The organism is Phormidium sp. CCY1219, from assembly GCF_055795085.1.
Genome location: NZ_JAYFEQ010000605.1, coordinates 1 through 15393, shown reverse-complemented (window position 1 = coordinate 15393; position 15393 = coordinate 1). Strand labels below are relative to the sequence as shown.

The following is a 15393-nucleotide window of genomic DNA, read 5'->3' as shown; positions in this document are numbered from 1 at the left end:
GCGTACATCGGAAGGACGGTTATACCTACAGTTTCTAGCAGTGATGTTTTGTCAAACTGTTGTCTGTGTAAGGGGGGGGAACTCCTCCCTACGCATAAATGACGAGGGTTTCCGTTCTCCCCCTTACCAACCCTAATTTCTGATGAATCAACCATTATCCCAAAGACGCTCACCCGTTAGCTGTCGCGCTTTTCCTGACGGAGAAAAGACCGCAGGCGATCGCGACCGACTTTCCCCCAGGGCGATCGCGCCCCCAACATTAAAGAATGGTTAAATTTTATCTTAAACTCTTCATAATTCCCTCAGCCACTAGGCGCGGGTATTGACAATAGAGAAACCATCCATTATTGAGTGACCCTTTCTAATCAGAACCCCGGGAGAGAGCGATGAGTAAAATTTTAATTGTGGACGACAGCGCCACAGTGCGAGAAATGGTATCGGACATCCTGAAGAAAAATGGACTGCAAGTGCTTGAGGCGGCTGATGGGGTAGAAGCAAAAGCGCAAATCCAATCGGGATCCCCCGATTTAGTCGTTACCGATATCGTGATGCCCCGCATGAACGGCTACGAACTTTGTCGGTGGCTAAAAAACGATCCGAAAGCCCAAAATATCCCCGTGGTCATGTGTACCAGTAAAAGTCAAGAATTCGATCGCTACTGGGGCATGAAACAAGGGGCTGATGCTTACATTACCAAACCCTTTAGACCCGCAGAATTAATTCAAACCATCAAACAACTGCTGCGATAAGGGTCAAGCCGTTAGAATTAAGAATTTAAACTTGAGAAAAATATCTTCTTAATGGTTAATCCTTAATTCTGTTTTCTTCCCCGGGTGCGCGGCGCGATCGTGTGGGGATCTACACCAAAGTGCTTGGATGCAGCTGACATATTCAAACCGAGCAATTCTGGATTAGCCAGTTCGATCGTCAGGGTGGGTTTAAGCGGTTTGTCCCCCAAGCGCTCCATAATCTGCGCCGCCACCGATGCTGCCAGTAATGGCGGCACCGAATTGCCAATTTGGCGGAAACCGTGCCATTTGGTGGCGTGAAACCGAAACCAATCTGGGTAAGAGTGGAGCCTTGCGGCCTCGCGAATCGTGATACAGCGTGCCGCGATCGGATGAATCGGACGAGGCGAGGTAAAGGCCCCGCGATTGCTGGGAGTTCCGGCTCTCAGGGTGTTGCAGATGCCCTGGGGATCGAGCTTGTGGAAGCGACTCACCGGCTCGGTTTTGCCCGGTAGCGTTTTGGCGAAGCGCTCCATCGCCCCTGGGCTATGGTTGGTTCGCGCGCACCCTGTCAGCACCGTATGATTATATTGGCGAGGATAGGCGTAGTCTCTGTCAAGGGGGGTCTCGCCCCTCATTTGACGGGCGTAGGGGCTGACTGGGGTTGCACAACCTTCTGGGGTGGCCCGTTCGATCCAATCGCGATCGCGCAATTCGCTATAATTCTCCACCGCCGGCAAATCCGCGATCGCCTCCCACACCGTTGGGGTAGCGGGCAAATTTGAGGAACCCCGGGGCGGTTGGGTGACCGGGGGGGGATACTTCAATTCTTCTGTTTGAAGCAACTCCTGCCGACCGCCAATCAAAAACAATCGCTCTCGGTTTTGCGGCACCCCATAATGAGCCGCATTTAAAATTTTGTAAGGCAAAGTTACAGTATAACCATAATACTGAAATTTGTCAATAATTTCCCCTAAGAATTCCTGATGTTTTCCCAGGGTCATCCCCCGGACATTTTCCATGACAAAAAACTTCGGTTGGAGTTCGCCAACCAGGCGGATAAAGTGAAAAACTAACGAGTTGCGCGGGTCATCTTCGGCGCGTTTGCCGATGGTAGAAAATCCCTGACAGGGAGGGCCGCCGAACACCACATCAATAGCGCGATCGCCGATACTCGATTTATCTCTAATTTCACCCCCAGTCATCTCTTCTACACTTTTACAAAACACCTTCCACAACGGAAAATTATAACAGTGAATGGCGCAGTGAACCGGATCGACTTCCACGGCGGCGAGTACGTCAAAACCCGCTTGCTCGAAACCGAGCGTCATGCCCCCCGCGCCGGCAAACAAATCCACAGCAATGGGTCTGGCGTTGTTATTCATAAAGCTGTGCAGGCGTCTTGTTTTTCTGGTATCCCCGAGTGGGTCATGGGTATTTTAAACCAGCGCGCTTCATTTTTACCATAAAAATTTCCTTCCTTTCATTCTATCCAAGGAAAAGCGGCGATCGCCCTGCGGTAATTTTTTCCAATCCCTTCAACAATTTCCGGATTTTCTTACCTCTTGCGGCTACAGGGTCAAGTTTAGCCATTCCGGGTAGGATAAAGGGTAGAGGCAACCAATTCAAAACGATTTTCACTCGAAGACAATCGCAAAGTTTCTACTTTTTTTATCCCTTTATCCTCGGGGCTTACCTTAAACTTTACTTCCATTTCCTCTATTTCTTTAACCGAACATAGAGAGGCAACAATTTCAGTTTCCAATAAATTAAACCGGAAACAAATCGGCGTGGACAAAGTATTTGGGAAACGTAAATCTTTGTAACCGTACACCACTGTGGCATCGGAACCCAAGGGCGCGAAACGGGTTTCTTCAGTATAGATATCTTGAGAATGGGGATGTCGTTCTTGTGGAGTGATGCCAGCCTTGAGGATTAAAAAATATATCAAGCCCGAGAGCTGACATAATCCGCCGCCGATAGTGGATTGGAGTTGGTCATTAACGATCGCCCGTCCTTCGCGATAGCCATTGTGGCGATTGGGTTTTCCGACCCAATGCCAAAACGAGAACAGTTCCCCGGGATAAATTGGGCGGTTTTCGATGCAGGCGATCGCCGTTGCCAAATTATGTTTTTTATTTTCAGAGTACCGGGTATTTTTAATCGATTGAGACAGAGTTATTCGTGTTGGAAAACGCGATATTTCTGCGGCGCTTAGCCGAGAGTTTCGAGGGAATTTGCGGAAGTTGCCCGCTTGCAGATCGCGCAATCCTTGGTGCCAGAGCTTCAGGGTCAGCTTGAGCGAAGGGGGGAGAACCTTTTTCATTGGGTGAGATAAAATCATCAACACTTCTCTTTCCGGATGGAGTTAACGTTAAAAAATCAAGTCAATTACATGTTGTGCTGAGAGGAAAGTACCAGACAGGCAAAAAAACGATAGGGGAGGAGACGCTACCGATAAAATGAAGTTAGCCATCTCGCTTGATTAATTGAATCAAATAATAAGAAGCCAAGAATTTTAGGCCAGTGTCACACAACAAAGAATCCACCGGGCGGCAGAATAGGCGAGCGGAAGGTGGAATGCGATGAATGGGGAATAAAGCCACCCCGGCGAGTTGTTCCCAGTGCCATTTGCCCTCGTGACATAACGCTTGAATATTGCCGAGCGAAAAAGAAGTAGCACCGTGCCAAGGGTGGGATTGATAGGAAACGATCCGGCGACGGAATGAGGAAGGGATATCGAAAATTAGAGTGCCATGCGGACGCAAAATGCGGTAACATTCTGCAATAACGCTGGCGAGTTTAGCGGGAGTTAAATGCATGAAAAAATGCAAAGAAAACACCGCATCAAAAGAGTGGGATTCGAGGGGGATTTGAGAAGCCGAAGCGACCATCAGGGTGAGGTCGGGATATTGAGAACGAGCCAGTTGCACCATGCGATCGCTTGCATCTAATCCAACGGTAGCGAAATTAAGAAATCGGCCCGTACCACAGGCGAGGTCGAGAACGGATTTACCGCGATAGGGAGCGAGCCAGGCGGTTAAAAGTTGGCGTTCTCGAGCGTCGATATAGCTGCCGTATGTATTGTGAAAGCGAGAGCGGTCGTAATCAGGAGCGATCGCCTGATAATACTGGATAACTTCCGCTTCATCGGGCGGAAAATGTTTGACCATCAGAGCGTATGTTTGCCAGAGAATTTTGCGTCGATACCCTGCCCGAGAGTTTGGGGGCTTGCATCGCCGAGGAAACAGCCGACACCGCAAATCGAGGGATTAGGAGATGGGGTGGGCGATTGGCCGATGCTGAGAAAGAGTTGTTTGTATTATATACAAGAGAAACAGAAGCGTGGGGTGAGTTTGGCAAGTCGAGGGGGAATTGCCCCGGGGAACTTGTAGCCACGCACAGGGCAGCGGGTTAAATCGTTGGCGGAGGTGAATCTGGGAGTAAGGGTGCAAACCGGGTGGAAAGCCAGCCCAAAATGCGATCGCGTTGTTTTGGCCAGGGTAGAGGCAGGGGATTGAGGTAGGAGGCGATCGCAGAGGCATCCAATTGTCTGGATTTTGTGACCAATGCAGAGAATGAGACAAACGAAGAACGCCTAAACTGTCCCCGAGGTTGCCGGTTGGCGATTGGCGAAAAGTCGGTTAGGGATTGCGCGCCATTGTTGGGCACAGAAGAGTAAAGCCGGGGTTGGGGGTTGAAGCCACCATCAAGTCAAAGCCTCGCACGACTTGAGCGAGATAGAATAGAGACAGCAAGTCACTCATCGAACGGGAGCGAAGCGATCGTTTGGTGTTAGAGCGGTGCTAGTATTAGCGACCATCACTTGTTAGCCTATTTTTTAATGGATAGGAATCCGAAAAAAAACAAAAACAGAATGGCAATTGCAAGCACACGAGAGGTGGAGACAAAAGCATGGGCAAAGTAGTCGGCATTGACCTGGGGACAACAAACTCAGTGGTTGCAGTCATGGAGGGAGGCAAGCCGGTGGTGATTGCCAATGCAGAAGGAATGCGAACCACCCCTTCCGTGGTTGGCTTTAGCAAAGAAGGCGAATTGCTCGTCGGACAAATGGCGCGACGGCAAGCCGTGCTCAATCCTCAGAATACCTTTTATGGAGTCAAACGGTTCACGGGGCGAAAATACGCCGAGCTGTCTCCCGGATCCAAGCGAGTGCCCTACACGATTCGCAAAGACGAACAGGGCAACATAAAAATCAAGTGTCCGCGCTTGAAAAAACAATTTGCTCCCGAAGAAGTATCCGGGATGGTACTGCGGAAACTCGCCGAAGAAGCCAGTCGGTATTTGGGAGAACCCGTCACCGGGGCAGTGATTACCGTACCGGCATATTTTAACGATTCCCAAAGACAAGCCACCCGCGACGCGGGAAGAATTGCCGGACTAGACGTCAAGCGGATTATCAACGAACCCACAGCGGCGTCATTAGCCTATGGATTCGACCAGTTGGATTATAAGACCATATTAGTCTTCGACTTAGGGGGAGGCACCTTTGACGTGTCGATCTTAGAAGTCGGGGATGGGGTCTTTGAAGTGAAAGCCACTGCCGGGGATACCCAGTTAGGAGGGAATGACTTCGACAAAAAAATTGTAGACTGGCTAGCCGAGCAATTTTTGGAAGCCGAGGGAGTGGATTTAAGACGCGATCGACAAAGCTTGCAAAGACTGCTCGAAGCTGCAGAGAAAGCCAAAATCGAACTGTCTGGGGTGCAAGTCACCGATATTAATCTTCCCTTCATCACCGCCACCGAAACCGGACCGAAACATTTGGAAACGCGGTTAACCCGGGCGCAGTTCGAGGCATTATGTGGGGATTTAGTCAGACGGATTCGCATCCCGGTGAAACGGGCGCTATCCGATGCCGGTTTGACCCCGATGCAAATTGATGAAGTGGTGTTAGTGGGGGGTTCGACCCGGATTCCGCTCGTGAAGGATCTAGTCCGCAGTTTAATCGATCGCGAACCGAATGAGAACGTCAATCCCGATGAAGTGGTTGCGGTGGGTGCAGCCATTCAAGCGGGGATTCTTGCCGGAGAAATCAGAGACGTGCTGTTGTTGGACGTGACGCCCCTTTCCCTGGGTCTCGAAACCATCGGCGGAGTGATGAAGAAACTGATCGATCGCAATACCACGATTCCGGTGCGGCGATCGGATATTTTTTCCACCTCTGAAAACAATCAAACCCTGGTGGAAATTCACGTGCTGCAGGGAGAACGGGAAATGGCAGCCGATAATAAATCCCTGGGACGGTTTAAACTCACCGGCATTCCTCCCGCACCGCGTGGAGTGCCGCAAATTCAGGTATCCTTTGATATTGATGCCAACGGCATTTTGCAGGTGACGGCATTGGATAAAATGACCGGGCGCGAGCAAAGCATTGTCATTCAAGGGGCATCTACCCTCAGCGAATCTGAAGTGTATCAGATGCTCGAGGAAGCTGAAGAATACGCCCAGGTCGATCGCGAACGCCGGGAACGAGTGGAGAAACGCAACCGCGTCGAGGCGTTGGCGTATCAAGCCGAAAGACAGCTGAGAGAGGCAACGTTGGATTATGGGATCCAATTTGTGGCTCCCCATCGCGGGCGGATTGAAAGCGCCGTGCGCGATCTGCGCGAGAGTTTAGAGCGCAACGACGAACGGGGGATTGATTTGGCTCATTCAGACCTGCAAGATGCCATGTACGAACTCAACCGCGAGGTTTATCAGCGGGTGCAAGAGGAGGATGAAGAAGATGATTTCTTCGGATCGATCCGGCGTGCGTTTACTGAAGAACGCCCGGAACGAGAGCGCGAACCTTTCCCCGAGGATGATTTCTTCGCCAATCCCTACCGACAGCCCCGAGAGCCATATCCGCCCCGGGATGGCATGGGATCCCGCCGTCGGGGGCGCTCTTCCGTATATGGCAACAGTCGGTACAATAACCCTTACCAGGATGAAGATTGGGATGATGATGATGAGGATTGGCTGTAGAATAAACAGGCCCCCTAGGGGAATGGATGGGCGATCGCGGGTGAAAGCCTAGTTGTCAGTTCATCGGGAAGGCGAGCGCTGCTTTTCGCCCCTACAGGGCCACCCTTTCGGCAGGCGCGATCGCTGGGGATATGGCGGCGATCGCCACCCACCACCTCCAGGGCGTTCTTTTGGCAACCCCCGCGAAGCTACCCCAGACGGGGGCCTGTTTCCCGAGAAAAGCGCGCTCGCCTCTGTGGTACCCGTCATTTCGACTCCCGAGGATTCTCTTTATGAGACGAATCTGTGTGAATCTCCCCCCATTTTTGCCAGTTCGATTCTCCGTTTTTTCCCCAACAATCAGCACTTTATACTGAAAAAAATCGATGGTTTCAGTTAAGTGGAGGAGAAAACTGATGCAATAGGGTAGCTAGAAAACGCTTGGAATGAATTATCGAAAAAAGCACGCTTTTTGGCCTAAAATGCTGAAATTAAGGTAAGCACTAATAACCGAAAATAATCGATTTATGGCGATTGAAAATTATATCAATTCGAGATAAAAAGTGATAGTAAGAGAGCTTAAAGCGATGGTAGCGGGGAAATCTGAGCGTCATTTTTTACCGGGAGCGATCGCCAAGGGTGAGGCTAAAATCTGCATGATTTGGGGGTTTGCCATCGGCAAGGGCGAACCCAATGGAGATCGCCACGATGGGGACATCCAGGGCGATCGGTCGGTTCGCCGCGATCGGGCCGGATTGGGGAAAAATAGGAAGAACCAGCGGTGGAGAATGGCACAGAAGGAGAAACCACAGGCCGATCGCCGGGGAGACATTTTCCCTACCCCCAATCGGGAAAATCGGTGGCGGTTAGGGAGCAAAGGGAACACAAGCCGACAATTTTGGCGCAAGAAGGGTATTCTGAGAACATCAAAAAGGGGAGGGTCGAGGGTTAACCCAATTGCGCCCATTCCTCCTTAAATAAAGAGTCGAGCGCGATCGCGGAATCCTCGGTGGTTGAGTTAAATTTGTAAGCATCCCAATTTTAAAGTTTAAAAGCGCGAATATGCAGAACTGGCGGAACTATTACGAAATCCTCGGAGTAGCAAGAGATGCCTCCACTGACGCAATTAAGAAAGCCTATCGGCGACTGGCGCGGCAGTATCATCCGGATCTCAATCCGGGAAATAAAGTAGCCGAGGAAAAATTTAAGGATCTCGGGGAGGCGTATGAAGTGCTTTCGGATCCGAACAAACGGGCGCAATACGACGAATTTAGTCGATTTTTGGGCAAGAAAGGATTTCGGGGGCGCAGCGGCGGGCGCAGGCAACCGTGGAATGGGCGATCGGGAGTCAGCAGTAGTGCCAACGGGCAGGGGAATTTTTCCCAATATGCCAACTTTGATAGCTTTGTAGACGAACTGCTCGGACGCAGAGAGCGAGAGCGTCGGGCGGCGGGGGTGGGGGTGGGAACCACCACCGCCACCAAAGAGCAGGATTACTTTCGCCCCGGGACGAGCAAAACCGCCTATACGGTACCCTCGCGTCCCGCACCCAGGGATGTAGAAGCGAGGCTGACCTTACCGTTGGAAAAAGCTTATACCGGGGGACGGGAAAGGATTCGTCTGGAAGATGGGCGATCGCTGGAAGTGAATATGCCCCCGGGTATGGTGACGGGGCAGCGGATTCGCCTGCGGTCCCAAGGCATTTCTGGTGGGGATTTGTTCCTGAAAATTACCGTGGCTTCCCACGAATTTTTTCACCTTCAGGGGGCAGATATTTACTGTCAGCTTCCCGTGACACCCAGCGAGGCGGTGTTGGGCGGGGCGGTAGAAGTGCCCACCCTAGATGGGTTGGTTAAAATGACCTTGCCGGCAGGAGTGGGACAGGGAAAACGCCTGCGTCTGGCCAACAAAGGCTATCCTACGGGCAATGGCAAGCGCGGCGACCAACTGGTGGAGATTTTAATTGCGGTGCCGCAAGATATCTCCGAGGCGGAACGAGAACTGTATGAAAAGCTGCGTCAGCTCGAAACGTTTAAGCCGCGTCAGAATTTGCTTGCCTAAGCGTCTCGGGGAATCTCTACTCCCCCGGAATACTTCCTGTAGGGGGGGGCAGAGGTGGCAATCCGAGTCTCCCGAGAGGAAGCTGCAATGCTGGGTAAAATTGGCGGGGAAAAGGGCTTGACTTTTTTGCAGTTTCGTGGTATGAGGCGTGCGAGTGGTTTTAGAATAGGTCAAGTGAAACGTTGAAAGTCGATAAAATACCGTTCTGGCTGGGAATGACAGCCCTATTTCTGTCAACCTGCCGAACCCAGACCGATAGGGACTCTTTATTTTTTTCGTCGGTCGCTGTGGGGGTGGAATTGAGTGGAGTCCACGGAGTGAATCAGAGTACAACCAGCTTTCGGGCGATTCGATAGGAATGATACCATCATGCGATCGCGACTGTCACCATACATAGCAGCCCTCTGTGCGGCAAGCTTGGTTTTCGCAGGAGTGTGGGCGCTGGCTAACTCGGAAAAAGAGCGCTACCGCCAAGAAATTCGCACCGACGTCCTGCAAGAACTCACCACCATTCGCGCTAGACTAGAAGCCGCTTTAAACTCGCGACTGTTTATCACCCGAGGGATGGTGGCCTATGTGTCTACCAACCCAGATCTCGACCAACCGCAGTTCGTTAGCCTTGCTCGCGTGATGGTCTCCCAGCAAAGTGGGATTATCAACATCCAGCTTGCCAGAAAAAATGTGATTTCCCATCTGTACCCGGTAGAAGGCAACGAAGAGGCTATCGGTATCAACCTTTTAGAAAACCCCTCCTCCCAAGAAGGGGTTAAGCGACTCTTGCGAACCCAAAAAACCGTGGTAGCTGGTCCGGTAAATTTGGTGCAAGGGGGCATTGCTTTAATCAGTCGGACGCCAATATTTTTGAGCGAGGATCGAACCAGGGATGGCAATACCTACTGGGGATTGGTGGCGATTCTTATCGACCCGAAAACCCTGTTTGAGGACGCCGGATTGACCTTGGTGGGGGAAGGGGGGGCAACGCTGACGAAGGAATTTTCTATCCTCTCCCCGAAGGAGGGGGAGACCCTTCGCCTGGAATATGCCCTGCGAGGCAAGGATGGGTTGGGGGCATCCGGGGAGGTGTTTGCTGGGGATGCCAGCCTGTTCCAGCGCAACCCGGTGATGCTGGATGTGTCTTTGCCTAACGGATACTGGCAGTTGGCGGGGCTACCGGTGGGGGGATGGCCTTCTTATGCGCCAGTGTGGTGGTTATATCCGTTGGGGGTATTGTTGAGTGGCTCTTTTGGTCTGTGCGCGTTTATCCTGGTGCGCGAACCCCGTCGGTTGGAAAAGGCGGTGGAAGAGGCGACTGGGGCGCTGCGCGAAAGTCGGGAGCGCTACGCGATCGCGGTGGCTGGGGCTAATGATGGATTGTGGGATTGGAATTTAAACACGGGAGAAATCTATTTTTCGCCGCGATGGCTGGCAATGGTCGGATGTGAGGAAGAGGCGATCGCACCTCATCCGGATGAGTGGTTCAGCCGGATTCATCCCGATGACTTGGAACGAGTGGAGGCGGAAATTCACTCGCACCTGCGCGCCGAAAGCTCTCATCTGCAATCGGAATATCGCATGTTGCACTCTTCTGGCTCTTATCGGTGGGTTCTGGTTCGCGCTATGGCAGTGCGCGACCTGGATGGCAAGCCCTATCGTTTGGCTGGGTCGCAAACGGATATTACGGAAAAACGTCAAGCTCAGGAAGCATTGCGCGTCTCGGAACAAAAGTTTTCTAAGGCGTTTCGCTCGACCCCGGATGCGATCGCCATTACTCGGGTTTCTGACGGTCGCTATGTGGAGGTGAACGATCGCTTTTTGGAAATGACCGGCTTTGAGTTGGAAGAAACCCTGGGAAAAACTACTGACGAACTGAATATCTGGGTGGATTTCGACCGCCGCGATCGCTTGTTGCAACAATTAAAAGAACATGGGGTGGTTCGCGATGTGGAAGGCCAATTTCGCACTAAGTCGGGGGACATCCGTATCGGACTCCTGTCCGCCGAACCCATCGACCTGGATGGAGTTCCCTGCTTGGTAACGATTACTCGCGATATCACCGAGCGCAAGCAATACGAACAAAAACTCTATCATACTACTTGCGAATTACAAACCATTTTTCAAGCTCTGCCAGACCTGTATTTTCGAGTAGATATTTACGGCAGAATTCTCGATTACCATGCGGGACAAGAATTAGATTTGTACGTGGCACCAAGTGATTTTATGGGCCGCCAACTGCCGGAGGTTTTGCCGGAATTAGTTGGGGAAAAATTTGCCAGGGCAATCGCGGAAGTTCAGGAAACAAAAAGTTTGGTTCGCATCGAATATTCAATCGGTTTTGAGAGAGAAGAAAAAAGTTTTGAAGCGCGCTTGTTACCCCTGCTAGATAGCCAAATTATTATTATCGTTCGGGATATCAGCGATCGCAAGCGGGCAGAATCCGAGTTACAGCAGGCGAAAGAGGCGGCGGAAGCAGCCAGTCAAGCGAAAAGCATGTTTTTGGCAAATATGAGTCACGAACTGCGAACCCCTTTAAACGCCATTATTGGGTATAGCGAATTTCTCAAAGAAGAAGCGGAAGATTTGAACTGTAGCGAATTTATTCCTGACTTGAGTAAAATCGAACGGGCGGGAAAACATCTTTTAAGTTTGATTGACGATATCCTGGATATTTCAAAAATTGAAGCGGGCAAAATGGATTTGTATCTAGAAAAATTCTCCATTTCCGCCTTAGTGGAGTCGGCGATATCTACGATTCAACCCTTAGCTGACAAAAATCACAATACTTTGACTGTGAACAATTTCGCCAGTTCTCATTACATGTATGCCGACGCCAAAAAAGTGAGACAAATTTTGTTGAACCTGTTGAGCAACGCCGCCAAATTTACCGAAAATGGCTGCATTACCGTAGACATCCGCAGGAAAACAGCTTCTGGGAATAATTCTGCCGTTCCTTGGATTGATTTCCAAGTGAAGGATACCGGAATCGGCATGACCTCGGAACAGATGCAGCACATTTTTCACGCTTTTACCCAAGCGGATGCTTCAACTACCCGCAAATACGGGGGAACGGGCTTGGGATTGGCTATCAGTCATCAATTTTGCAAGATGATGGGGGGTGAAATTTTGGTCGAAAGCGAACCGGGTGTCGGGTCTACCTTCACCGTGCGAATGCCCTGCGAGGCGATCGACCTCTCGGTTTAGATGCAAAAAATTGAGACAAACTGCGATGCGATCGCCCCCTTGTTTTCTCGCCCTATCTGCATCAACGAATTCTTGCGCTTCGATGATTTCACGGTGCCTTTTACTACGACAATTAAATCAATTGGAACCCGGAAGTGGGTCGGATTCAGTTACAATTTAACTATCTCTTCTTGCGGATAGAGTAGTGTATTGGAGAAAATTGAAGTTAAATCAAACGCCTTTCTCGAACGCCCTATCGTCTCCCTTCTTACCCACGAGACGAGCGCCTCTTATCCCGCTTCTCTGACAGACGCCTTCTAGGCGCTCGCGATCGAGCGCGACTTGTACGCACTGGAGGATAGCCATCGTGCTTTACCCGCCCTCTCGCCGACTAACCCTGAATTCTACTTTGGCAGATTTACCTTGCCATTACTTTGAAGTCAGCGCCGCCACCCTGGGTAAGTTAGTCGCCGAAAAATTCGAGCAGCACTCCCACTTACCCGGCGTGATGATTCGCGATCGCGGATCGGTTGTGGGCATGATTTCCCGCGCGCGTTTTTTCGAGTGGTTGAGTCGGCCCTATGGACTCGAAATTTTCCTCAAACGACCGATTGCGGTGCTCTCGAATACGATGCAACAGCGCGAGCGCAAGTTTGGCGTGGAAGTGAAAACCCTTTACCTGAGTGCCAGTTACAAAATTCACGATGCGGTAGAATTAGCCCTGAGTCGATCCGAAAAAGCAGTTTACGAGCCAATTGTGGTGGAGTTTGGCGAGGATCGGCAAGGTTTATTGGATTTGCAAGTGCTGCTCGTGGCGCAGTCAAGATTGTTCGCGATCGCCAACCAGACCATCGAACGACAAAAAGATGCGGCGATCGCCGCTAACCGAGCGAAAAGTCAATTTCTGGCGAATATGAGCCACGAATTGCGAACTCCCCTCAACGCCATTCTCGGTTATAGCGAAATGCTGCAAGAAGACGCACAAGACTTGGGTCAAGAAGACTTTCTCCCGGACTTGCACAAAATTCACCACGCCGGAAAACATCTGCTTGGGATTATTAACGATATCCTCGATTTATCCAAAATCGAAGCAGGGAAGATGGAACTGTATGTGGAAGCATTCGACCTATCTGAGGCGATCGCGGAAGTAGTCAGTACCATCGACCCTTTAATCGCGAAAAATAACAATACTTTCGAACTTCACTGTGCCCCAGAATTGGGGTGGATGCGAGCGGATTTGACTAAGGTGCGACAAAATTTATTTAATTTACTCTCCAATGCAGCGAAATTTACCCACCAGGGTAAAATTAGCCTAGATGTGAGTCGCGGCACCCTGGAAGAATTGGGTCTGGAGAAAAACCGCTTTAGTCTCCTGCCCGTTCTGGCCAATAACCCCTCGGTAGAATGGGTTTGCTTTACCCTCACCGATAGCGGGATTGGCATGTCACCAGAACAGGTAAATCAGCTATTTCAGGCATTTACCCAAGCGGATGCTTCTACCACGCGCAAGTATGGCGGCACCGGTCTGGGACTGGCGATCGCGAAAAAGTTTTCCCAAATGATGGGCGGGGATATTCTGGCCACCAGCATTCTGAACAAAGGTTCTACCTTTACAATGGTACTGCCCGCTTCCACAATCGAACAGGTGGAGTCGGAGGTGGAACCCACCTCGGTACCCCTACCCGCCGAACTCCCGGAAAATGCAAAACTGGTGTTGGCGATCGATGACGACTCCACGGTGCGCGAACTGATGCAGCGCTTTTTAAGTCGAGAAGGTTTTCGCGTGGCGATCGCCTCCACAGGTCAGGAAGGATTGCAGTTAGCCCAAGAGTTACAGCCCGATGCGATTACCCTGGATGTGATGATGCCCCATCAAGATGGATGGTCGGTCCTCTGTGCTCTGAAAAGCGATCCGCAACTGGCTCATATCCCGGTGATTATGCTGACCATGCTCGATGATAAAAATATGGGCATGGCTCTCGGCGCCTCGGATTACATGACCAAACCCATCGATCGCGCTCGGTTACTGGCCATTTTAGAAAAATACGAGGGCACTTGCTCCGAACCCAAGGGTCTGTCGGTAAAAGGGCGATCGCTCCTAATTGTGGAAGACGATCCGGCCACCCGCGACATCATGCGACGCTTTCTCGAACCCCAAGGATGGCAGATTTCCGAAGCGGAAAATGGTCGGCGCGGATTGGAACAGATGGCCAAGCATCCCCCGCAGTTGATTTTACTCGATTTAATGATGCCGGAAATGGATGGCTTTGCATTTGTGGCCGCATTGAAAAACCATCCCCAGTGGCGTGCCATTCCCATTGTGGTGATGACGGCAAAAGATATTACCGTAGAAGATGAATTGCGCCTGCGCGGTTGTGTGGAAGCTATTTTACACAAGCAGGGATCGAATTTCGAGCAATTGTTTGCGGAAATCTGCCAACTGGTGGCTGAGGTCTGTCTGCTTTAACCTCCTTTTTCCTGGCAACCTTCTTTTCCTCTGCTCAATTATTCCACATCAACAGAACCTACATTCCCCACATCAGCGCGGTTTAGCCCCTGGGCACAATCTGCACGTTCGTCCAAGCGGCCCAATCTTCACCAGATGACTCGCCCGCATCAACCCGTAACTCTATCCCCACTTCTTGTCCTGCAAGGTGGGAGAGATCTGCTTCCATATGTTCCAAATTACCCGTGTAATCTTTGTGGAGATCGACAATCTTATTCCAAACTGTGCTTCCTCCTTCTTTATGGTGTTCCCACACTTGAAAGGTAACGCCATCGGTATTTTTAGCTCCCTCGACGAAACCAACATCAGCTTCAAACTTTACATTTTGAGGCAGTTCGACCCAAGGATGCCAACCTTTTATCCTTCCATTGGAAACCCATTTTGGGTGGGTACGTAGAGCTGTTGTAGTTTCGCCGTTTTCTAGGGTAATTTCATCCAAGCGGACAAACCCATTGTCATCGCTTGGACTTCCCATCCAAGATAATTCCTGAGTATCCGCGACGTTGTTAGCCGTAACCAGACGACCTGACTCCCACCTCGCCTCTGAAGAAAGCGCAATAAGACGGGTTATGCTGTCTCAAACCCGCCGAGGAAACAGTTTTTGCCACTTTTGTCTTTCCGGTTCCGACTCCCGGTGACAGGTGCGGAAATCGTCGAGAGTATTTCCCTTGAAAGAAAATTTACTCAGAGGAGGGTGAAGGGCAAAGTTTAGAAAACATCCAATTTGTCCGAAAGATAAAAATGGATCGGAGTCCTGTGAAATGACAAATTATTTTTTTGCATTGAAAACCCCCGGTTCATTAGAAATAAACCGGGGAAATAAAATTTTTGCCAATAATTTAGAGTTTCACGGTTACGGTTTTGACTTCCGTGTAATGCTGTGACGTACTCCCGACGCCGACCGCTTAGGCGGTACGGCGCGGGCTTCTGCGCCCAGACCTTTGAGATCTGGGT

12 protein-coding genes are annotated in these 15393 nt (G+C 50.7%); 8 read left to right on the top strand and 4 right to left on the bottom strand.

Annotated features, from left to right (window positions below):
- Positions 1-142 precede the first annotated feature (142 nt).
- Complete coding sequence (locus AC0QH1_RS17100) at positions 143-274, top strand: hypothetical protein (RefSeq protein WP_324632444.1); 132 nt, start codon at positions 143-145, stop codon at positions 272-274.
- 112 nt (positions 275-386) lie between these two features.
- A complete protein-coding gene (locus tag AC0QH1_RS17095; RefSeq protein ID WP_324632443.1) occupies positions 387-749 on the top strand; it encodes a response regulator transcription factor in 363 nt (120 codons plus the stop codon).
- A gap of 62 nt (positions 750-811) precedes the next feature.
- On the opposite strand, the gene AC0QH1_RS17090 is transcribed toward AC0QH1_RS17095, so the two are convergent.
- The 3 genes from AC0QH1_RS17090 to AC0QH1_RS17080 all read right to left on the bottom strand — a co-directional run bounded on the left by AC0QH1_RS17090 (position 812) and on the right by AC0QH1_RS17080 (position 3901).
- A complete protein-coding gene (locus tag AC0QH1_RS17090; protein ID WP_324632440.1) occupies positions 812-2113 on the bottom strand; it encodes a DNA cytosine methyltransferase in 1302 nt (433 codons plus the stop codon).
- A gap of 200 nt (positions 2114-2313) precedes the next feature.
- Positions 2314-3072 carry a VanW family protein gene (locus AC0QH1_RS17085; RefSeq protein WP_324632439.1) on the bottom strand — a complete coding sequence of 253 codons (759 nt, stop codon included), beginning with the start codon at positions 3070-3072 and terminating at the stop codon, positions 2314-2316.
- 124 nt (positions 3073-3196) lie between these two features.
- Positions 3197-3901, bottom strand: a complete 705-nt coding sequence (locus AC0QH1_RS17080) for a class I SAM-dependent methyltransferase (protein WP_324632438.1) — start codon at positions 3899-3901, stop codon at positions 3197-3199.
- Between the two features lie 742 nt (positions 3902-4643).
- On the opposite strand from AC0QH1_RS17080, the gene dnaK reads away from it, so the two are divergent.
- The 6 genes from dnaK (at position 4644) to AC0QH1_RS17050 (ending at position 14400) form a co-directional block, all read left to right on the top strand.
- Entirely contained in the window at positions 4644-6716 is a 2073-nt protein-coding gene (dnaK, locus tag AC0QH1_RS17075) for a molecular chaperone DnaK (protein ID WP_324632436.1), read from the top strand.
- 52 nt (positions 6717-6768) lie between these two features.
- Positions 6769-7095 (top strand): hypothetical protein, encoded by a 327-nt coding sequence (locus tag AC0QH1_RS17070; protein WP_324632435.1) that lies wholly within the window; start codon positions 6769-6771, stop codon positions 7093-7095.
- A 308-nt stretch (positions 7096-7403) separates the two neighbouring features.
- Positions 7404-7565 carry a hypothetical protein gene (locus AC0QH1_RS17065; protein WP_324632433.1) on the top strand — a complete coding sequence of 54 codons (162 nt, stop codon included), beginning with the start codon at positions 7404-7406 and terminating at the stop codon, positions 7563-7565.
- A 192-nt stretch (positions 7566-7757) separates the two neighbouring features.
- Complete coding sequence (locus AC0QH1_RS17060) at positions 7758-8756, top strand: J domain-containing protein (protein WP_324632432.1); 999 nt, start codon at positions 7758-7760, stop codon at positions 8754-8756.
- A gap of 369 nt (positions 8757-9125) precedes the next feature.
- Positions 9126-11954 carry a sensor histidine kinase gene (locus AC0QH1_RS17055; protein ID WP_324632431.1) on the top strand — a complete coding sequence of 943 codons (2829 nt, stop codon included), beginning with the start codon at positions 9126-9128 and terminating at the stop codon, positions 11952-11954.
- 346 nt (positions 11955-12300) lie between these two features.
- The gene (locus tag AC0QH1_RS17050; protein ID WP_324632430.1) at positions 12301-14400 is read left to right on the top strand and encodes a response regulator; all 2100 of its coding nucleotides are present in this window, start codon (positions 12301-12303) and stop codon (positions 14398-14400) included.
- Between the two features lie 82 nt (positions 14401-14482).
- Here AC0QH1_RS17050 and AC0QH1_RS17045 read toward each other — a convergent pair whose 3' ends face one another.
- Complete coding sequence (locus AC0QH1_RS17045) at positions 14483-14914, bottom strand: hypothetical protein (protein ID WP_324632429.1); 432 nt, start codon at positions 14912-14914, stop codon at positions 14483-14485.
- Between the last annotated feature and the right edge of the window lie 479 nt (positions 14915-15393).